The following is a 19,325-nucleotide window of genomic DNA, read 5'->3' as shown; positions in this document are numbered from 1 at the left end:
CTCCCGCTATAGATAGCGCCGGCCGCACCCGTCGGGCGAAGCCCGTCTCCCATCCCCCATGCCCAAATTCTGACCGGGTTGCCCAGCTTCAGCCACCACTCGCCCCCAGCCTGTGGACAACATTCCCAGGACCGGCGGAAAACACGGCCGCCCAATACCGCAGAACGGTCATATTTACTCCTAGTGTGACATTGCGCTTCACCTGTCCTGTCCACAGGGCTTGCGCACCTGTCCCGCTTCGGCTACTGGGAAGGACGGCCCACGACATGCCCGCAGATCTCGCCGTCATCGGACTCGGCCCGTTCGGCCTGCCCCTGGCCCAGGCAGCCGTCGCTGCCGGCATCTCCACGCTCGGCTACCGGACCGGTCCCGAACCCGGTGATCTCAGCCCCGCCGAACTGCGCCGGATGCTCTCGGGGGGCTTCCGGCACGCCACCACGCCCGCCGAGCTCGGCCGGGTCCGCACCGCGGTCATCTGCGCGCCGACCCACCGCGGCGCGGACGGCGGCCTCGACCTCTCCCAGGTGGCGGCCGCCGCCCGGACCCTGGGCGCACATCTGCGCCCGCACACCACGGTCATCCTGGAGTCGTCCGTCCCCGCGGGCACCACGGAGGAGTTCCTGCGCCCCCTGCTCGAAGAGGGCTCCGGTCTGCGCGCGGGACGCGATTTCCACCTGGCGTACTCCCCCAGCCGGGTCGATCCGGGCAACCGCGTCTTCACCCCGGCCAACACCCCCAAGGTGATCGGCGGTCTCACCTCCGCCTGCACCGAGTCGGCGGCGGCGTTCTACGGGCGCCTGACGGACAAGGTGGTACGCGCGCGTGGACTGCGCGAGGCGGAGACCGTGCAACTGCTGGAGACCAACTTCCGGCACGTCAACATCGCGCTCGTCAACGAGATGGCCGTCCTCTGCCACGATCTGGGCGTCGACCTGTGGGACGTCATCCGGTGCGCCGAGACCAAGCCGTTCGGCTTCGAGGCCTTCCGCCCCGGACCCGGCGTCGGCGGCCACGGCGTCCCCCAGGACCTGACCGGGCACGGCGGGCGCACCCTGCGCATGGTCGAGCTGGCACAGCAGGTCAACAGCCAGATGCCCGGCTACGTCGTCCGGCGCGCGGCCACCCTGCTCAACGAGCACGGCAAGTCGGCGCGGGCGGCCCGTGTCCTTCTCCTCGGCGTCACGTACAAGCCCGACCTCGCCGACCAACAGGGCACGCCAGCACGGGAGATCGCCGTCCGCCTGATGGAACTCGGTGCCTCCGTCAGCTACCACGACCCGCACGTCCCGTCCTGGAACGTCCTCGACCGCCCGGTCCCCCGCGCCGACTCCCTCTACGAGGCCGCGGCCGACGCCGACCTCACGATCCTGCTCCAGCAGCACCGCACGTACGACCTGCAGGGCCTGTCGGTGAAGGCCCAGCTCCTGCTGGACACCCGCGGCGCCACGCCCACGGGGGCGGCGCATCGGTTGTGAAGGGGGGCGCGCGAACGGACAAGCCCCGGACGCCGGTGGCATGCGTAACGGGCCGCGGGTACCTTACAGACACAGGTGGAGCCCACCGCAGGTGGGACTGCGGCAGGCTCCAGGATGGTGCACGGAGTGTCCGCCCCTAGGTTGTTTGGGGGCGGCCGCTCACCAACCCACACAAAGGGTGAAACCCACCGCAGAGGGCACTGCGATGAGTTCCCGGTCGGTTCACGGGTGTCCGCCCCTACTGTCTATAGGGGCGGCCGCTCACCGGCCCCACAATGAAAGTGGAGCCCACCGCAGGTGGCACTGCGGCAGGCTCCAGGATGGTGCACGGAGTGTCCGCCCCTAGGTTGTTTGGGGGCGGCCGCTCACCGGCCCACAAAGAAAGTGGAGCCCACCGCAGATGGCACTGCGGCAGGCTCCAGGATGGTGCACGGAGTGTCCGCCCCTAGGTTGTTTGGGGGCGGCCGCTCACCGGCCCACAAAGAAAGTGGAGCCCACCGCAGATGGCACTGCGGCAGGCTCCAGGATGGTGCACGGAGTGTCCGCCCCTAGGCTGTGTGGGGGCGGCCGCTCACCATCCGAAAATCCGCAAGATCCACCTCCTCCGGCACTTCACCATCCGAAGACGGATCCCGTCCCAGCGAGTGGGCTTGCGGTGACGTCCCATGGGCGCCCCCTTCCACGAGGCCGCCCAATGCCCGGTGGACGGTCCGTCGGAATCGGGCCGGGCCCCGAGGAGCGGGGTCCGGAACAAGTCCTTGGAAGGGGGCGCTCCAGCAACCTGGGGCGCCGACACGGACGTTATCGCCCGCGCACCGGCTGACCAGCCGATATTCGCCGTGAACGCAACTGCACGCCCCCATGCCGCCCCACGCGCCCCGCGCACGCCCCAGACACACGAAGGGGGCCGGTCACCCCACCAGGTGACCGGCCCCCTTCACGCCGTACGCCCTACCGCTTGTGCTGTGAGTCCGCCACCGTCACCTCGACCCGCTGGAACTCCTTCAGCTCGCTGTAGCCGGTCGTGGCCATCGCGCGGCGCAGGGCGCCGAAGAAGTTCATGGAGCCGTCGGGGATGTGCGAGGGGCCGGTGAGGACCTCCTCGATCGTGCCGACCGTGCCCAGGTCGACCTTCTTGCCGCGCGGCAGCTCCTCGTTGACGGCCTCCATGCCCCAGTGGTGGCCGCGCCCGGGCGCGTCCGTCGCGCGGGCCAGCGGCGAGCCCATCATCACGGCGTCCGCGCCGCAGGCGATCGCCTTCGGCAGGTCGCCGGACCAGCCCACACCGCCGTCGGCGATCACGTGCACATAGCGGCCGCCGGACTCGTCCATGTAGTCCCGGCGGGCCGCGGCCACGTCCGCGACCGCCGTCGCCATCGGGACCTGGATGCCCAGGACGTTGCGCGTGGTGTGCGCGGCGCCGCCGCCGAAGCCGACGAGCACGCCCGCGGCGCCCGTGCGCATCAGGTGGAGGGCCGCCGTGTACGTGGCGCAGCCGCCGACGATGACCGGGACGTCGAGCTCGTAGATGAACTGCTTGAGGTTCAGCGGCTCGTGCGAGCCCGAGACGTGCTCCGCGGAGACCGTCGTGCCGCGGATGACGAAGATGTCCACGCCCGCGTCCACGACCGCCTTGGAGAACTGCGCCGTGCGCTGCGGGGAGAGCGCGGCCGCCGTGACCACGCCGGAGTCGCGGACCTCCTTGATGCGCCGGCCGATCAGCTCCTCCTTGATGGGAGCCGTGTAGATCTCCTGCAGCCGCCGGTTCGCGGACTCGGCGGGCAGCTGGGCGATCTCGTCGAGCAGCGGCTGCGGGTCCTCGTACCTCGTCCACAGACCTTCGAGGTTGAGCACGCCGAGGCCGCCGAGCTCGCCGATGCGGATCGCGGTGGCCGGCGAGACGACCGAGTCCATGGGGGCGGCCAGGAACGGCAGCTCGAAGCGGTAGGCGTCGATCTGCCAGGCGATCGAGACCTCCTTCGGGTCTCGCGTACGGCGGCTGGGGACGACGGCGATGTCGTCGAAGGCGTACGCCCGGCGGCCGCGCTTGCCGCGCCCGATCTCGATCTCAGTCACGTCTGTGGCCTTTCCCTGATGCGTTGCAGCGTCCTCCAGTATCGCCGACGGGTACGACAAGGGCGGCCCCGGATGCTCCCGGGGCCGCCCTCGAGGACCTGGCGCCTACTGCCTGCTGTAGTTCGGCGCCTCGACCGTCATCTGGATGTCGTGCGGGTGGCTCTCCTTCAGGCCCGCGGAGGTGATGCGCACGAAGCGGCCCTTGGACTCCATCTCCTCGATGGTGGCCGCGCCCACGTACCCCATGGTCTGGCGCAGTCCGCCGACGAGCTGGTGCAGGACGTTGGCCAGCGGGCCGCGGTAGGGCACCTGGCCCTCGACGCCCTCGGGCACGAGCTTGTCGTCGGTGGCGACCTCGGCCTGGAAGTAGCGGTCCTTGGAATACGACTTCGCCTGGCCACGGGACTGCATGGCGCCGAGCGAGCCCATGCCGCGGTACGACTTGAACTGCTTGCCGTTGATGAAGAGCAGCTCGCCGGGCGACTCCTCGCAGCCGGCGAGCAGGCTGCCCAGCATGACCGTGTCGGCGCCGGCGGCCAGCGCCTTGCCGATGTCGCCGGAGTACTGCAGACCGCCGTCGCCGATCAGCGGGATGCCCGCGGAGCGCGCGGCCAGGGAGGCCTCGTAGATGGCGGTGACCTGCGGGACGCCGATACCGGCCACCACGCGCGTGGTGCAGATCGAGCCCGGGCCCACACCCACCTTGATGCCGTCGACACCGGCGTCGATCAGCGCCTGGGCGCCGTCCCGCGTGGCGACGTTGCCGCCAATCACGTCGACGGACACGCCCGACTTGATCTTCGACATCCAGCTCAGGGCGTTGCTGTTGTGGCCGTGCGAGGTGTCGACGACCAGGAAGTCCACGCCGGCGGCGGCGAGCGCCTGGGCGCGCTCCAGGGCCTCGGGGCTCGCGCCGACCGCGGCGCCGACGAGCAGCCGGCCCTCGGCGTCCTTGGCGGCGTTGGGGTACTTCTCCGCCTTGACGAAGTCCTTGACGGTGATCAGGCCCTTGAGGATGCCCGCGTCGTCGACCAGCGGAAGCTTCTCGATCTTGTGCTTGCGCAGCAGCTGGATGGCGTCGACGCCGGAGATGCCGACCTTGCCGGTGACCAGCGGCATCGGCGTCATGACGTCGCGCACCTGGCGGCTGCGGTCGGTCTCGAAGGCCATGTCGCGGTTGGTGACGATGCCGAGCAGCTTGCCCACCGGGTCGGTCACGGGGACGCCGCTGATGCGGAACTTGGCGCACAGGGCGTCCGCCTCCGCGAGCGTCGCCTCCGGGTGCACCGTGATCGGGTCGGTGACCATGCCGGACTCGGAGCGCTTGACCAGGTCGACCTGGTTGACCTGGTCCTCGACGGAGAGGTTGCGGTGCAGCACGCCGACGCCGCCGAGGCGGGCCATCGCGATCGCCATCCGGGACTCGGTCACCTTGTCCATCGCCGCGGAGAGCAGCGGGATGTTGACCCGGACATTGCGGGAGATGCGGGACGAGGTGTCGACCGCGTTGGGCAGCACCTCGGATGCGCCCGGCAGCAGCAGCACGTCGTCGTAGGTCAGCCCGAGTGTCGCGAATTTTCCGGGCACTCCGTCGACGTTCGCAGTCATGACACCTTCCCCAAATGGCCTTGATCGGTGCGGATGTCCATGCTAACGGGAAGCGCGCCTCTCAAATTCCACAGTTCCGTGGAGGGCCGGGCTTCGTATGTTCGTACGGAATTGCCGAGGCGCCTGTTCAAACAAGGCGCCGCGGCACAGCGGTCACTGTTCCGCGAGCGCCCTGAGCCGGCTCAGCGCCCGGTGCTGTGCGACGCGCACCGCCCCGGGTGACATTCCCAACATCTGGCCCGTCTCCTCGGCGGTGAGGCCCACCGCGATGCGCAGCAGCAGCAGTTCCCGCTGGTTCTCGGGGAGGTTGGCCAGGAGTTTCTTGGCCCATTCGGCGTCGCTGCTGAGCAGTGCGCGCTCCTCGGGGCCGAGGGAGTCGTCGGGCCGCTCGGGCATCTCGTCCGAGGGCACGGCCGTCGACCCCGGGTGGCGCATCGCCGCTCGCTGCAGGTCCGCGACCTTGTGCGCGGCGATGGCGAAGACGAACGCCTCGAAGGGGCGCCCGGTGTCCTTGTAGCGCGGCAACGCGAGCAGGACGGCTACGCAGACCTCCTGCGCGAGGTCCTCCACGAAGTGCCGGGCGTCGCCCGGCAGACGGGACAGACGGGTGCGGCAGTAGCGCAGCGCCAGGGGGTGGACGTGGGCGAGCAGGTCGTGCGTCGCCTGCTCGTCGCCGTCGACGGCGCGATGGACGAGCGCTCCGATCGCCCCTGCGGCACCGGCCGCCTCGTCCTCGCGCATCGGTCCATGGTGCCTTGCGGCCGCGCGGTCCGTGGCACCCCGTCCGATGTTGTGCACCGAAGCGTTATGAGCAGGTGCGCCGGAACTCATCCCTTGCGCCCTCCTCTTCCGCTCGACCGACTCGTCCCCGGGAGACTCCACACCTCAAGGATGCGGCATCCGCGGCGAAACGAGCAGCGGGCGTCCGGCGGGCCGTGTTGCCACCCCCGCCCACCGTGCGGTAGGCGGGGACTTTCACGACCCCCGCTGTGACCCACCCAAGGCCCTAACGGACCAGGCCCCAGCGGAAACCGAGCGCCACCGCGTGTGCCCGGTCCGAGGCGCCGAGCTTCTTGAACAGCCGCCGCGCGTGCGTCTTGACGGTGTCCTCGGAGAGGAACAGCTCGCGGCCGATCTCGGCGTTGGAGCGGCCGTGGCTCATGCCTTCGAGCACCTGGATCTCACGCGCGGTGAGCGTGGGCGCGGCGCCCATCTCGGCGGAGCGCAGCCGGCGCGGGGCCAGCCGCCAGGTCGGGTCGGCGAGCGCCTGGGTGACCGTCGCGCGCAACTCCGCGCGCGAGGCGTCCTTGTGCAGATAGCCGCGGGCACCCGCGGCGACCGCGAGGGCGACGCCGTCCAGGTCCTCGGCGACGGTGAGCATGATGATGCGGGCGCCGGGGTCGGCGGACAGCAGCCGGCGGACGGTCTCGACGCCGCCGAGACCGGGCATGCGTACGTCCATCAGAATGAGGTCCGAGCGGTCGGCGCCCCAGCGGCGGAGGACTTCCTCGCCGTTGGCCGCGGTCGTCACGCGCTCGACGCCGGGCACGGTCGCGACCGCGCGGCGGAGCGCCTCTCGGGCAAGCGGGGAGTCGTCGCAGACGAGGACGGAAGTCATGGCCGCCCTCCGCTGATGCACGTCACCTTGAGCCTCCAGGCTGGTACGAAATCGTCACCTGTGCGGTCGACCGTCTCGGACGCCTGCCCGAGCACTTGTTGTTTCAACCGCCTCCGCTCTCTCAACGACGGTCACCCGAAAGAGTTACGGGGCCGTGTGCCATCTTCGGCACTCTACGTGAGGGTGCGGACACGGTGGAGACATGCGGGGCGGACCCTCAATGTTTCATCACAACCCATGCCCCATTTAGACCTCTTTTCTTCCCATCTACTGGTGTCTGAGACTAGATTCGCAATGAGTCATATTTTCATCTCCTTAGATCGTAGATGTACGGTCGTTGGCACCGTATCCGCTCAGAACGGCTGCAAGGGGTCACGCAATGGCAGATTTCTCCCGCCTTCCCGGACCGAACGCGGACCTGTGGGACTGGCAGCTCCTGGCCGCCTGCCGCGGGGTGGACAGCTCGCTCTTCTTTCACCCTGAGGGTGAGCGCGGTGCGGCCCGGAGTGCTCGCGAGAACTCGGCCAAAGAGGTCTGCATGAGGTGCCCCGTGCGCGCGCAGTGCGCGGCGCACGCGCTGGCGGTGCGAGAGCCGTACGGCGTGTGGGGTGGCCTGACCGAGGACGAGCGCGAAGAACTGATGGGACGCGCACGGAACCGGCTCGTGGTGGCGAGCGCCGCCGGCGACGTCGCCTCGAACAACTGAAGGAACGTTTCTTCCTCTACGTGATGGGCGCGCCGAACGTGCCCATCATTTTTGCTGACGGCCACCACCCGGCGGGCGCAACGTCAGCACGCGCGCGTGCCGCGGCCGTACCGGCTCGACGGCGAGCCGGGGCAGCATCGCGACACCGAGGTCGGCGCCGGTCAGCCGACGGCCGCCGGATGGTCATCGGGGCGAAGCACGCGCCCGACGCGTCCATCGTTCTTGCTGATGGGTTGCCCCGCGGCCGACCGCAACGTCAGCACGCGCGCGTGCCGCGGCCGTACCGGCTCGACGGCGAGCCGGGGCAGCACCGCGACACCGAGGCCGGCGCCCACCGAGCCGACGAGCGCCGGACAGGCGTCGGTGGCGAAGTCGATGCGTCCGACGTGCCCATCATTTTTGCTGACGGGACGCCGCGCGGCCCAGTTGTTCCAGGGTGGCCGCGATGGCCGGTACCTGGGCCAGGTCGGGCAGGGTCAGGGCCACGATCTGGCGGTGCACGGCCGGGCGGAGTGTCAGTACGCGTGCGTGCCGTGGTCGTACGGACTCGACGGCGAGTTGGGGCAGCACCGCGACGCCGAGGCCGGCGCCGACCAGGCCGACGACCGCCGGGTAGTCGTCGGTGGCGAAGTCGATGCGCGGGGTGAAACCGGCGCTCTCGCACACCTCGACCAACTGCCCGCGGCAGCGCGGGCATCCGGCGATCCACGGCTCGCGCGCGAGATCCTCGATGGCGACCGATCCGGCCGCCGCGAGCCGGTGCCGCTCGGGTACGAGCGCGACGAGGCCGTCGCTCAGCAGCGGCCGTACGACGAGGTCGTCCCACTCCGTGGCGCCCGCCGCACCCTCGTAGCGGAAGGCCAGCGCCACGTCGCAGTCGCCCTCGCGCAGCATCTCGACGGAGGCGGGCGGTTCGGCCTCCTCCAGCGAGACGCGGGTGCCGGGGTGCGCGGCGCGCAGGGCGGCGAGCGCGGTGGGGACCAGAGTGGAGCTGCCGCTGGGGAAGGAGACGAGCCGTACGCGCCCCGCGCGCAGCCCCGCGATGGCGGCGACCTCTTCCTCGGCGGCGGTGAGCCCGGCGAGGATGCCGCCCGCGTGCCGGACGAGCGCCTCGCCGGCCTGCGTCAGCCGCATCTCGCGGCCGCTGCGCACCAGCAGCGGGGTGCCCACCGACGACTCCAGGGCCTTCATCTGCTGGCTCACGGCGGGCTGGGTGCAGCCGAGTTCACGCCCCGCCGCCGAGAAGGAGCCGGTGAGGGCGACGGCACGCAGGACACGCAGATGACGGGCTTCGATCACAGGTCAAGGATAAGGGGTCCTTTGATACGGCGCCCGAAAATGCGTCGACGCTTTGGTGCCGCGACGCCTACCGTGCCGCTCATGAAGCTTCTGTCTGTGAACGTCGGCCGCCCCGAACCCGTGCCGTACACGGACCAGCCGCAGGGCCTGACCGGCATAGGCAAGCGGCCGGTCGACGGGCCGGTGCGGATCACGGCGCCGGGCCCCAAGGGTGTCGGGGCGAGCGGGGTCGCCGGCGACGCGGTGTGCGACACGCGCCATCACGGCGGTGACGAACAGGCCGTGTACGCGTACGCGCGCGAGGACCTCGACGACTGGGCGCGCGAGCTGGACCGGCAGCTGCCCAACGGCTTCTTCGGCGAGAACCTCACGACGGACGGCCTTGAGGTGTCCGAGGCGCTGATCGGCGAGCGCTGGCGGATCGGCTCGCGGGTCGTCCTGGAGGTGACGTCGGGGCGGATCCCGTGCCGTACGTTCCAGGGCCACCTGGGCGAGCGGGGCTGGGTGCGGAGATTCACCCGGAAGGGCGTGACAGGAGCCTATCTCCGGGTGATCGAGGCGGGTGAGATCCAGGCCGGCGATCCGGTCGAGATCGTGCACCGGCCGGACCACGGTGTGACGGCCGCGCTGCAGTTCCGCGCGGTCACCACGGAGCGCGAGCTGCTGCCGCGGCTGCTCGCCGCCGGGCCCGCCCTGCACCCGGAGGCCATGGCGGCCGCACGCAAGTACGTGGCCCGACACGGAGGCTGACGTACCGTCAGAATCACGGGGTCGAACGCCGTGCCGGGCGGCGGAGGGCGGCGGTCCGGGTAACTACCCTTGGGCCATGACAACGGCTCTGATTACGGGATCGACCGCGGGCATCGGCGCCGCGTTCGCACGTCGGCTGGCCGGTGACGGGCACAATCTGGTGCTCGTCGCCCGCGACACCAAGAGGCTGCGGGAGCAGGCGACCGAACTGCACGACCGGCACGCCATCGAGGCGGAGGTCCTCACGGCCGACCTCGCCACGGACGAGGGCATCGCCACCGTGGAGAGCCGTCTCGCCGAGCGGAAGAACCCCGTCGACCTGCTGATCAACAACGCCGGCTTCGGCAACAAGGGCCGCTTCCTCGACGTACCGATGGCCGACGAGCTGACCATGCTCAAGGTCCACTGCGAGGCGGTGCTCCGGCTCACCGCGGCGGCTACGGAGGCGATGCGCGAGCGGGGCCGCGGCGGGATCGTCAACGTCGCGTCCACGGCCGCGTTCGTGCCGCGCGGCACCTACGGCGCCTCCAAGGCGTGGGTCGTGCAGTTCACCCAGGGCGCGGCGCGCGATCTGGCGGGCAGCGGCGTGCGGCTGATGGTGCTGTGCCCCGGCTTCGTACGGACGGAGTTCCATCAGCGGGCCGGGATGGGCACGGACAACGTTCCCCGCTGGATGTGGCTGGACGCGGACAAGCTGGTGGCGGCGGCGCTGCACGATCTGGCGCGGGGCAAGTCGCTGTCGATTCCGGACCCGCGTTACAAGGCGCTGATGGGAATCGTGAAGGTGACGCCTCGGGGGCTGCTGGGTGGGATCACGTCCAGGACGGGCCGCAAGTACGGGCCGCAGTAGACGCTCGGGCGGCCGCGGCCGGACACGGGAAAGCCCCCGCTCCCGGGAAGGGAACGGGGGCTTCCGCGGCTTTGCGCTCAGGCGGATGCCTCAGTGGGCGTGGCCGTGACCGGCGCCCGCGGCGGCCGGCTCCTCCTCTTCCTTCTTCTCGACGACCAGGGTCTCGGTCGTGAGCAGGAGGGAGGCGATGGAGGCGGCGTTCTCCAGGGCGGAGCGGGTGACCTTGACCGGGTCGATGACGCCGGCCTTGACCAGGTCGCCGTACTCACCGGTGGCGGCGTTGAAGCCCTGGCCCTTGTCCAGCTCGGCGACCTTGGAGGTGATGACGTAGCCCTCCAGGCCGGCGTTCTCGGCGATCCAGCGCAGCGGCTCGACGGCGGCGCGGCGGACGACCGCGACACCCGTGGCCTCGTCGCCGGTCTTGCCGAGGTTGTCCGCGAGCACCTTCACGGCGTGCACCAGAGCGGAGCCACCACCGGAGACGATGCCCTCCTCGACCGCGGCGCGGGTCGCGGAGATGGCGTCCTCCAGACGGTGCTTCTTCTCCTTCAGCTCCACCTCGGTGGCGGCACCGACCTTGATCACGCACACGCCGCCGGCCAGCTTCGCGAGGCGCTCCTGGAGCTTCTCGCGGTCCCAGTCGGAGTCGGTGTTCTCGATCTCGGCCTTGATCTGGGCGATACGGCCCTGGACGTCGGCGGAGTTGCCCGCGCCGTCCACGATGGTCGTGTCGTCCTTGGTGACCGTGATGCGGCGGGCGGAGCCCAGCACGTCCAGGCCGACCTGGTCGAGCTTGAGGCCGACCTCCTCGGAGATGACCGTGGCGCCGGTGAGGGTCGCCATGTCCTGCAGCATCGCCTTGCGGCGGTCGCCGAAGCCGGGGGCCTTCACCGCGACGGCGTTGAAGGTGCCGCGGATCTTGTTGACGACCAGGGTGGAGAGGGCCTCGCCCTCGACGTCCTCGGCGATGATCAGCAGCGGCTTGGAGGAGCCGGCCTGGATGACCTTCTCCAGCAGCGGCAGCAGGTCGGCGATGGAGCCGATCTTGCCCTGGTTGATGAGGATGTAGGGGTCCTCGAGGACGGCCTCCATGCGCTCCTGGTCCGTGACGAAGTACGGCGACAGGTAGCCCTTGTCGAAGGCCATGCCCTCGGTGAAGTCCAGCTCAAGACCGAAGGTGTTGGACTCCTCGACGGTGATGACACCGTCCTTGCCGACCTTGTCCATCGCCTCGGCGATGAGCTCGCCGACCTGCTGGTCCTGGGCGGACAGCGCGGCCACGGCGGCGATGTCGGACTTCTCGTCGATCGGCCGGGCGCTCGCGAGGAGTTCCTCGGAGACGGCGGCCACGGCCGCGTCGATGCCCTTCTTCAGCAGCGCCGGGGAGGCACCCGCGGCGACGTTGCGCAGGCCCTCGCGCACCAGCGCCTGGGCGAGCACGGTGGCGGTGGTGGTGCCGTCACCCGCGATGTCGTTGGTCTTGGTCGCCACCTCCTTCACCAGCTGGGCGCCGAGGTTCTCGTACGGGTCCTCGACCTCGACCTCACGGGCGATGGTGACGCCGTCGTTGGTGATGGTGGGCGCGCCGAACTTCTTGTCGATCACGACGTTGCGGCCCTTGGGGCCGATCGTCACCTTGACCGTGTCGGCAAGCTTGTTGACGCCGCGCTCGAGGGCGCGACGGGCGTCCTCGTCGAACTTCAGGATCTTCGCCATGACAGCGTGAGCCCTCTCGAAATCTTGGATGAAAGAAAGCTGCGCCCCGGGCGCCCGGTTGATTGATGGTCGCGGGGGCCAGGGGCGCAGCTCAAAGCAATGTGTGCTTCTTTAAGGAAGCGGGTGAACTACTTCTCGACGATCGCGAGCACGTCGCGAGCCGAGAGGACGAGGTACTCCTCACCGTTGTACTTCACCTCGGTGCCGCCGTACTTGCTGTACAGCACGATGTCGCCGGTGTTGACGTCGAGCGGAAGACGCTCGCCGTTCTCGAACCGGCCCGGGCCCACGGCCAGGACGACGCCCTCCTGGGGCTTCTCCTTGGCGGTGTCCGGAATGACCAGGCCAGAGGCCGTGGTCTGCTCGGCGTCCAGCGGCTGGACCACGATGCGGTCCTCGAGCGGCTTGATGGCAACCTTGGAGCTGGCGGTCGTCACGATCCGACCTCCCCCTTCGGAGATCTCACGGGGTTAACTGTCTGAGGTGGCGACCAGGTCGATCCGTCGTCGCGGGTGCCGGACCTGCCCGTCGCGTTGTTGGCACTCTCCAGTGGGGAGTGCCAGACCCGAGACTATGACCGCGATTAGCACTCGGTCAAGCGGACTGCTAATCGCGTCCGTACGGCGGGGCCGGCGGCGGGGCCCGCGGCATGGATCAGACGTAGTCCTCCAGGCGGCCCACCGTCAGCCCCGCCTCCTGCACCCGGCGCAGCAGCCGCGCGGTCCGCTGCGGCAGGCCCGGCCCGGTGCCCTCGTCCGGGTCGACGGCCACGATGTCGCCGGGCCGCAGCCTGGCTCCGCCCTTCCGGTACGTCAGTTCGCCGCTGCCCGTCATCAACGCGCGCCACAGGACGAGCGCCGAGATGCCGCAGTCGGCGGCGGCTCGCAGGGTGGTGCGGTCGTAGGTGCCGTAGGGCGGGCGGAAGAGGCGCGGGCGGGCGCCGGACCTGTTGTGGCGGCCGCAGATCTCGGCGCGCTGGCCCGCGTAGGGCAGGCCGCGCAGGGCGGGGTGGCCGAGGGTGCGGTGGTGAGCGAACACGCTGACCGGCAGGCCGAGTTCGCGGACCATGGCGGCGAACCGCGGATTGCGCCCGGCCCCGTCGTCGTAGGTCAGGAAGACCACCTTGTCGCGGGTGCGGACGCGGGAGACGACCGGGGGCAGGCCCCGGGCGGTGGTGCGCGCCGGTGAGGCGCGGGACGGCTTCGGGGCGGGCGGCAGCGGGGTCGCGAGCCCCCAGCGGCGGTACGGCCGCTCGGCCGCGGCGGGTCCGTGCGGCGCCACCCGCTGGGCCGCCTTCGCGCTCAGCCGCTGGATGGGGTCGACGGACTGGGCGCAGCCGGTGAGCAGGGCGAGTGCCAGCCCGCCGGCCGCGAGCGCCCTCGGCCTCACAGGTAGTCCTCCAGGCGGGCCACCGCGTAGCCCTTGGCCGTGACCTTGTTCAGGAAGCGGCGCATGTCGTCGGCCATCGTGCCCTTCCACTCGTCGCGGCCGCGGAAGTGGGTGAGCACGATGTCGCCGGGGTGCAGGTCCTGGTCGTCCTCGCGGTACTCCCAGTGGTCGACGTAGACCTCCTCGTCCCAGATCGGCGCGTACTTGATGCCGCAGGACTTGGCGGCGACGAGGGTGTCGCGGTTGTAGTTGCCGAACGGCGGGCGCAGGACGGTGGGCGCCCTGCCGAACTGCTTCTTCATGACGGCCTGCATGCCGCAGATCTCGTGCTTCTGCTCCCGGTAGGACAGGCCGGGCAGATAGGGATGGGTGAGGGTGTGGTTGTTGAGGGTGTGCCCCTCGGACTGCATCTTCCGGAAGTACCCGTAGTCGTCCCTGATCTCCTTGTCGGTGAGGAAGGCGGTGTACGGGACCTTCAGGTCGCTCATCATCCGCAGGAACTCCGGGTCCTTCTCGGAGCCGTCGTCGATGGTCAGGAAGACGATCTTGTCCTTGGTGGGGACCGTCGTGAAGACCGGAGGCAGGTTCAGTTCCTCCTGGTCGTCCACCTCGAAGCCCTTGCGGGCCTTGATCACCGGCTTCTTCGCAGGCGGCGGCGGGGCCGTGAGCGGGACCGCCGCCAGCTTCCAGCGCCGGGCCGCGGCGGCCCGGGCGGCGTGGGCCGCGCGCAGCTTGGCCGCGTACGAGTCCAGGGCGCGGGCGGGGGGTGCCTGAAGATGCTGCGGGCCGGCGGCCGGGCGCACCCCCGGGCCGTCGGGCGAGGCGCAGCCCGAGGCGACGGCCGCGACGGCGAGGGCGGCGATCCCGCTGCGGACCCACATCGCACCCTGGGTGCGATTTTTGTCATTTTGTACGACTGCTCGCATGGGGCCGGATCCTGGCAGGCCGGGGCCCCGATCCCGGTCCGACACCGCGGCTCGCGGCGCACCATCCACCGACTGGCCCACAATGACCCGGTGAACGACCTCGCCCCCCTCCTGACCCCCGAAGGCCGCGCCCTCCTCGACGAGGTGCGCGGCACGTCCCCCGCCGACGAGCTGGCCGTCGCCACCCGGCTGCGCCGCGAGCACCCCGCCGAACTGGTGTCGGCGGCGATCGGCCAGGCACGGCTGCGGCAGCGGGCGGCGGCCAAGTTCGGCGCCGAGGACGCGGGGCGGATGTTCTTCACGCCGAACGGGGTGGAGCAGTCGACGCGGGCGAGCGTGGCGACGTATCGCGCGCGGCGGCTGACGGAGCTGGGGGTGACCTCCGTCGCCGACCTGTGCTGCGGGATCGGCGGGGACGCGATCGCGCTGGCGCGGGCGGGCATCCGCGTGCTCGCCGTGGACCGGGACCCGGTGACGGCGGGGGCGGCCCGGGCCAACTCCGAGGCGCTGGGCCTGGGCGGGCTGATCGAGGTGCGGGAGGCGGACGTCACCGAGGTGGACACGGGCGGGTACGACGCCGTGTTCGTGGACCCGGCGCGGCGGGGCGGGCGTGGGCGGATCTTCGACCCCGAGGCGTATTCACCGCCCCTGTCGTGGGCCGTCGAGGCGGCCCGCTCCGCGCCGCACGCGGCGCTGAAGGTGGCGCCCGGGATCCCGCACGAGGCGGTGCCCGGCGAGGCCGAGGCCGAGTGGATCTCGGACGGCGGGGACGTGAAGGAAGCGGTGCTGTGGTTCGGGACGCGGCCGGGCGCCGTACGGGCCACCCTGCTGCCCGGGCCGCGCACCCTGCTCGGACGGGGTCTGCCCGATCCCGGGGCCCGGTCCGTCGGACGGTACCTGTACGAGCCCGACGGCGCCGTCATCCGCGCCCACCTGGTCGCCGAGGTGGCCGAGGAGCTGGACGGCGGCCTGATCGACCCCACCATCGCCTACGTCACCGCGGACGAGCACCGCGTGACCCCGTATGCGACGGCGTACGAGATCACCGACCAACTCCCCTTCAACGTCAAGAAGTTGAAGGCGCTGCTGCGGGAGCGGTCGGTGGGGACGCTCACCGTGAAGAAGCGCGGGTCGGCCGTCGAACCGGAGGAACTGCGCCGGAAGGTGAAGCCGCAGGGGCCCAACTCCGCGACGGTGTTCATGACTCGGGTGGCGGGAGCGCCGACGATGCTGGTCGGTCACCCCGTCTGAGCGGCCGGGCGCAGCAACGGGTTCCGTTCCCGGGGCGTTGCGGGCCGGCAGATCGCCGCGGACGCTGGGGAGCAAGTGGTGGGTGCGCCGGGCGGGTTGGGCGGCGAGACCGTCGACGATCAGAGGCGGGCGCCGGCGGTGCTCGGTCGGTCACCCCGCCTGAGCGGCCGGGCGCAGCAACGGGATCCGTTCCCGGGGCGTTGCGGGCCGGCAGATCGCCGCGGACGCTGGGGAGCAAGTGGTAGGTGCACAAGGCGGGTTGGGCGGCGAGACCGTCGACGATCAGAGGCGGGCGCCGACGGTGCTCGGTCGGTCACCCCGCCTGAGCGGCCCGGCGCAGCAGCGGGTTCCGTTCGCCGGGTCGTTGCGGACCGGCAGATCGCCGCGGACGCTGGGGAGCAAGTGGTAGGTGCGCAAGGCGGGTTGGGCGGCGAGACCGTCGACGATCAGAGGCGGGCGCCGACGGTGCCCGGTCGGTCACCCCGCCTGAGCGGCCCGGCGCGGCAGCGGGTTCCGTTCGCCGGGTCGTTGCGGGCCGGCAGATCGCCGCGGACGCTGGGGAGCAAGTGGTAGGTGCACAAGGCGGGTTGGGCGGCGAGACCGTCGACGATCAGAAGCGGGCGCCGACGATGCTCGGTCGGTCACCCCGCCTGAGCGGCCCGGCGCAGCAACCGGTCCCGTTCGCGGGTCGTCAGGCCGTCTGAGTGGCCCGGCGCAGCAGCAAGTCCCGTTCGCGGTCGTTGCGGGCCAGCCCCGCCGCCCGTACGAACTCCTCGTGCGCCTCCGCCGTGCGGCCGAGGCGGGCGAGCAGGTCGCCGCGGACGCTGGGGAGCAAGTGGTAGGTGCGCAGGGCGGGTTCGGTGGCGAGGGTGTCGACGATGGCGAGGGCCTCGGCCGGTCCCTGGGCCATGGAGACGGCGACCGCGCGGTTGAGTTCGACGACCGGGGAGGGTGCGCGGGCGGCGAGCAAACCGTAGAGCGTGGCGATGGTTGCCCAGTCGGTGTCCTCGTAGGTGTACGCGTGCGCGTGGCAGGCGGCGATGGCGGCCTGGAGGGCGTACGGGCCGGGGGCGCCGGTCGCGGTGGCCTCGGCGTGGTGGAGGGCGGTGATGCCGCGGGCGATGAGCATGCGGTTCCAGCGGCGGCGGTTCTGGTCCTTGAGGAGTACGGGCTCGCCGTCCGGGCCGGTGCGGGCGGCCGTGCGGGACGCCTGGAACTCCAGCAGCGAGGCCAGCGCGTGCACTTCGGGCTCCTTGGGCATCAGCCCGGCGAGCAGCCGGGCCAGCCGGAGCGCGTCCTCGCACAGGGCCGGGCGCAGCCAGTCGTCGCCGGCCGTGGCGGCGTACCCCTCGTTGAAGATGAGGTAGATGACGTCGAGCACGGAGCCGAGGCGGGCCTCGCGTTCGGGGCCGTAGGGCACCTCGAAGGCTACGTTCCTGGCGGCAAGGGTCTTCTTCGCGCGGACGATGCGCTGGGCGACCGTCGGCTCGGGGACCAGGAACGCGCGGGCGATCTCGGCCGTCGTCAGACCGCCGAGCAGCCGCAGGGTGAGGGCGATCCGGGCCTCGGCGGAGAGCACCGGGTGACAGGCGGTGAAGACCAGCCGGAGCAGGTCGTCGTCGATGTCGTCGGGGTCGGCGATCTCCTCCGGCGGGGCCGTGGTCTCCAGGCTGCGGCCGATCTCCGCCAGCTTGCGGGCGTAGTTCTCGCGGCGCCGGATCAGGTCGACGGCGCGGTGCCGTGCGGTGGCCATGAGCCAGGCGCCCGGGTTGTCCGGCACACCGTCGTGCGGCCACTGCTCCAGGGCGGCGACCAGCGCGTCCTGAGCGAGTTCCTCGGCGATGCCCACATCACGGACGAGGCGGGTCAGGCCCGCGATGATCCGGGGCGACTCGATGCGGAAGACCGTCTCGATGGCGTGGCGGGGGTCGGCGCCGGCGGAGGGCTGTGTGCTCACAGCCCCCCATTCGACACCGCTCCCGCCCCGCAGCCAAGGAAAGGCGCTCAGCCCTCCGCGATCTCCCGGACCTCGCACGTCACGGTCCAGAACTCCTCGTGCACCTTCACGAACCGCTTGGTCCACTCCACCGCCTCGTCCATGTCCTTGCACTGGGTGATGCAGTAGCCGCCGATGACCTCCTTGGACTCGGTGAACGGCCCGTCGGTGACGGACAGCTCGCCGCCCTCCCAGCGGACCCGCTTGCCCTGGCTGTGCGGGGTCAGCCCGGCGGTGTCGAGCATCACCCCGGCCTTGGTGATCTCCTCGATCAGCTCGCCCATGCGCTCCATCAGCAGGGGGCTCGGGCCCTCCGGGGGCGCGGTGGTCTCGTCGATGCGGACGATCGACAGGTAGCGCGGCATGGTGACTCCTCGTTCGTCGGGGACCGGTTCCTTTCGGCCTCTCAACGGTGCGTCGAACGGAGCCCGGCCGGATCGACAGGCGCGCCGGATTTCTTCGGAACTTCTTCGGGGCTCTCCGGGCCTTCTTCGGGCCTTCTTCGGGACCTACGCCGGCTCAGCACAGCGACACGCCCGCCGGCTCAGCGCAGCGACTCCCACAGATCCCGAGCCGCCGGTTCCTTCGCCACCACCCGGTTGGGGTCCGAGGGGGCCGGGACCACGGGCATCATCACCGTCCTCATGTCGTCGGAGGACAGACCCTTCAGGCTGCGCCCGAGCTCCACCAGTTCGGCCAGCGAGTCCAGGCCGGTGTCGGTGGTCAGACTGCTGGTCACCGCCTCGGCGACCGAGTAGAGCCGCGCGGGGTCGCTGAACAGGCCGGCCGAGGAGATCTGTTCGAGCAGGGCCTTCACCAGCTTCTGCTGCAGCCCTATCCGGCCCAGGTCGCTGCCGTCGCCTATGCCGTGCCGGGTGCGGGCCAGCGCCAGGGCCTGCGCGCCGCCGAGCCGGTGGGTGCCGGCCTTGATGTGCAGATGGCTGTCGTCGTCGTCGATGTCCTGGTCCAGGGTCACGGTGACCCCGCCGAGCGCGTCCACCAGCCGCGCGAAGCCCGAGAAGTCGATCTCGATGTAGTGGTCCATACGGACGTCGGTGACCGACTCGACCGTCTTGACCGCGCACACCGCTCCGCCCACGGAGTACGCGCTGTTGAACATCGCGCCGTACGCCGGCGCCGTCGAGCCGCCGGACTTCAGCGGGCAGGAGGGGCGCGTGACCAGGGTGTCGCGCGGGATGCTCACGACGGTGGCCTTCGTGCGGCCCGCGTCGATGTGCACCACCATCGCGGTGTCCGAGCGGGCGCCGGAGCTGGAGCCCCCGCCGAGCTCCTTGTTCTCCTTGCCGCTGCGCGAGTCCGAGCCCAGGACCAGGATGTTCAGGGCTCCGGTCGGCAGCGGGGAGGCCGGGGCGGAGGTGGTGGGGGTCGGCGTCGGCTTCGGCGGGCGGTTGTCGCCGAGCGCGCTGTCGATGTCGACGCTCTTGATGTTGTGGTTGAGGTGCCAGTACGCCCAGCCCGCGGTGCCCGCGCCCAGCACCAGCAGGCCCGCCATCGTGAAGCCGGCGGCCTTCAGCAGGGTCGACCGCCGGCCCCTCGGTCTGCCCGCGTCGCCGTTCTCGTCGTGTCCCGTCACGGGCAGGAACGTAAGTCCGAATTATTAGGGGATTGTTAGCGAGGGGGACGTGAGACGGTTTTCTTCGGAAA

The 19,325-nt window shown here is 71.0% G+C and carries 17 protein-coding genes and 1 pseudogene; 5 read left to right on the top strand and 13 right to left on the bottom strand.

The annotated features are described in order from the left end of the window. Positions 1-266 precede the first annotated feature (266 nt). Positions 267-1,475 carry a nucleotide sugar dehydrogenase gene (locus JYK17_RS30300; RefSeq protein WP_222811604.1) on the top strand — a complete coding sequence of 403 codons (1,209 nt, stop codon included), beginning with the start codon at positions 267-269 and terminating at the stop codon, positions 1,473-1,475. 951 nt (positions 1,476-2,426) lie between these two features. Here the strand turns inward: JYK17_RS30300 and JYK17_RS30295 are convergent. The 4 genes from JYK17_RS30295 to JYK17_RS30280 all read right to left on the bottom strand — a co-directional run bounded on the left by JYK17_RS30295 (position 2,427) and on the right by JYK17_RS30280 (position 6,777). Next, complete coding sequence (locus tag JYK17_RS30295) at positions 2,427-3,551, bottom strand: GuaB3 family IMP dehydrogenase-related protein (RefSeq protein ID WP_108013265.1); 1,125 nt, start codon at positions 3,549-3,551, stop codon at positions 2,427-2,429. A gap of 105 nt (positions 3,552-3,656) precedes the next feature. Further along, positions 3,657-5,159: an IMP dehydrogenase gene (guaB, locus tag JYK17_RS30290; RefSeq protein ID WP_108013266.1), complete on the bottom strand. Its 1,503-nt coding sequence runs from the start codon at positions 5,157-5,159 to the stop codon at positions 3,657-3,659. 153 nt (positions 5,160-5,312) lie between these two features. Then, a complete protein-coding gene (locus tag JYK17_RS30285) occupies positions 5,313-5,900 on the bottom strand; it encodes a sigma-70 family RNA polymerase sigma factor (RefSeq protein WP_108013267.1) in 588 nt (195 codons plus the stop codon). A 265-nt stretch (positions 5,901-6,165) separates the two neighbouring features. Next, a complete protein-coding gene (locus tag JYK17_RS30280) occupies positions 6,166-6,777 on the bottom strand; it encodes a response regulator transcription factor (protein ID WP_003948568.1) in 612 nt (203 codons plus the stop codon). Positions 6,778-7,156: 379 nt separating this feature from the next. Between JYK17_RS30280 and JYK17_RS30275 the strand changes: the two genes are divergently transcribed. Continuing rightward, complete coding sequence (locus JYK17_RS30275; RefSeq protein WP_108013268.1) at positions 7,157-7,483, top strand: WhiB family transcriptional regulator; 327 nt, start codon at positions 7,157-7,159, stop codon at positions 7,481-7,483. Between the two features lie 227 nt (positions 7,484-7,710). Here JYK17_RS30275 and JYK17_RS41390 read toward each other — a convergent pair. Together JYK17_RS41390 and JYK17_RS30270 are read right to left on the bottom strand one after the other, a co-directional pair. Next, positions 7,711-7,890: pseudogene (locus tag JYK17_RS41390) on the bottom strand (LysR family transcriptional regulator); the annotation flags it as partial. After that, positions 7,877-8,782: a LysR family transcriptional regulator gene (locus JYK17_RS30270; RefSeq protein ID WP_108013269.1), complete on the bottom strand. Its 906-nt coding sequence runs from the start codon at positions 8,780-8,782 to the stop codon at positions 7,877-7,879. The gene JYK17_RS30270 and the pseudogene JYK17_RS41390, both read right to left, overlap by 14 nt. A gap of 81 nt (positions 8,783-8,863) precedes the next feature. Here JYK17_RS30270 and JYK17_RS30265 point away from each other — a divergent pair, with 81 nt between their 5' ends. Continuing rightward, positions 8,864-9,532 (top strand): MOSC domain-containing protein, encoded by a 669-nt coding sequence (locus JYK17_RS30265; RefSeq protein WP_222811603.1) that lies wholly within the window; start codon positions 8,864-8,866, stop codon positions 9,530-9,532. A 76-nt stretch (positions 9,533-9,608) separates the two neighbouring features. Then, complete coding sequence (locus JYK17_RS30260; protein WP_108013271.1) at positions 9,609-10,382, top strand: SDR family NAD(P)-dependent oxidoreductase; 774 nt, start codon at positions 9,609-9,611, stop codon at positions 10,380-10,382. 90 nt (positions 10,383-10,472) lie between these two features. Here JYK17_RS30260 and groL read toward each other — a convergent pair whose 3' ends face one another. From groL to JYK17_RS30240, 4 genes are all read right to left on the bottom strand, one after another. Further along, positions 10,473-12,098: a chaperonin GroEL gene (groL, locus tag JYK17_RS30255; protein ID WP_108013272.1), complete on the bottom strand. Its 1,626-nt coding sequence runs from the start codon at positions 12,096-12,098 to the stop codon at positions 10,473-10,475. Between the two features lie 128 nt (positions 12,099-12,226). Next, the gene (groES, locus tag JYK17_RS30250; protein ID WP_108013273.1) at positions 12,227-12,535 is read right to left on the bottom strand and encodes a co-chaperone GroES; all 309 of its coding nucleotides are present in this window, start codon (positions 12,533-12,535) and stop codon (positions 12,227-12,229) included. Between the two features lie 217 nt (positions 12,536-12,752). Next, the gene (locus tag JYK17_RS30245) at positions 12,753-13,487 is read right to left on the bottom strand and encodes a polysaccharide deacetylase family protein (protein ID WP_222811602.1); all 735 of its coding nucleotides are present in this window, start codon (positions 13,485-13,487) and stop codon (positions 12,753-12,755) included. Continuing rightward, positions 13,484-14,368, bottom strand: a complete 885-nt coding sequence (locus JYK17_RS30240) for a polysaccharide deacetylase family protein (protein WP_108013275.1) — start codon at positions 14,366-14,368, stop codon at positions 13,484-13,486. Before JYK17_RS30240 ends, JYK17_RS30245 begins: the two co-directional genes overlap by 4 nt. Before the next feature lie 135 nt (positions 14,369-14,503). Between JYK17_RS30240 and JYK17_RS30235 the strand changes: the two genes are divergently transcribed. Next, complete coding sequence (locus JYK17_RS30235) at positions 14,504-15,664, top strand: THUMP-like domain-containing protein (RefSeq protein WP_234547951.1); 1,161 nt, start codon at positions 14,504-14,506, stop codon at positions 15,662-15,664. A 691-nt stretch (positions 15,665-16,355) separates the two neighbouring features. On the opposite strand, the gene JYK17_RS30230 is transcribed toward JYK17_RS30235, so the two are convergent. The 3 genes from JYK17_RS30230 to JYK17_RS30220 form a co-directional block, all read right to left on the bottom strand. Next, positions 16,356-17,621 (bottom strand): RNA polymerase sigma factor, encoded by a 1,266-nt coding sequence (locus JYK17_RS30230; protein WP_372465338.1) that lies wholly within the window; start codon positions 17,619-17,621, stop codon positions 16,356-16,358. 47 nt (positions 17,622-17,668) lie between these two features. Continuing rightward, positions 17,669-18,025 (bottom strand): YciI family protein, encoded by a 357-nt coding sequence (locus JYK17_RS30225; protein ID WP_108013277.1) that lies wholly within the window; start codon positions 18,023-18,025, stop codon positions 17,669-17,671. A 179-nt stretch (positions 18,026-18,204) separates the two neighbouring features. Then, the gene (locus JYK17_RS30220; RefSeq protein ID WP_108013335.1) at positions 18,205-19,197 is read right to left on the bottom strand and encodes an LCP family protein; all 993 of its coding nucleotides are present in this window, start codon (positions 19,195-19,197) and stop codon (positions 18,205-18,207) included. Positions 19,198-19,325 lie beyond the last annotated feature (128 nt).

This window comes from Streptomyces plumbidurans (genome assembly GCF_019857225.1).
In the GTDB taxonomy this organism is placed as follows: Bacteria; Actinomycetota; Actinomycetes; order Streptomycetales; family Streptomycetaceae; genus Streptomyces; species Streptomyces plumbidurans.
Note: the sequence above shows the minus strand (reverse complement) of the source record. Positions and strands in the feature narration are given on the sequence as shown.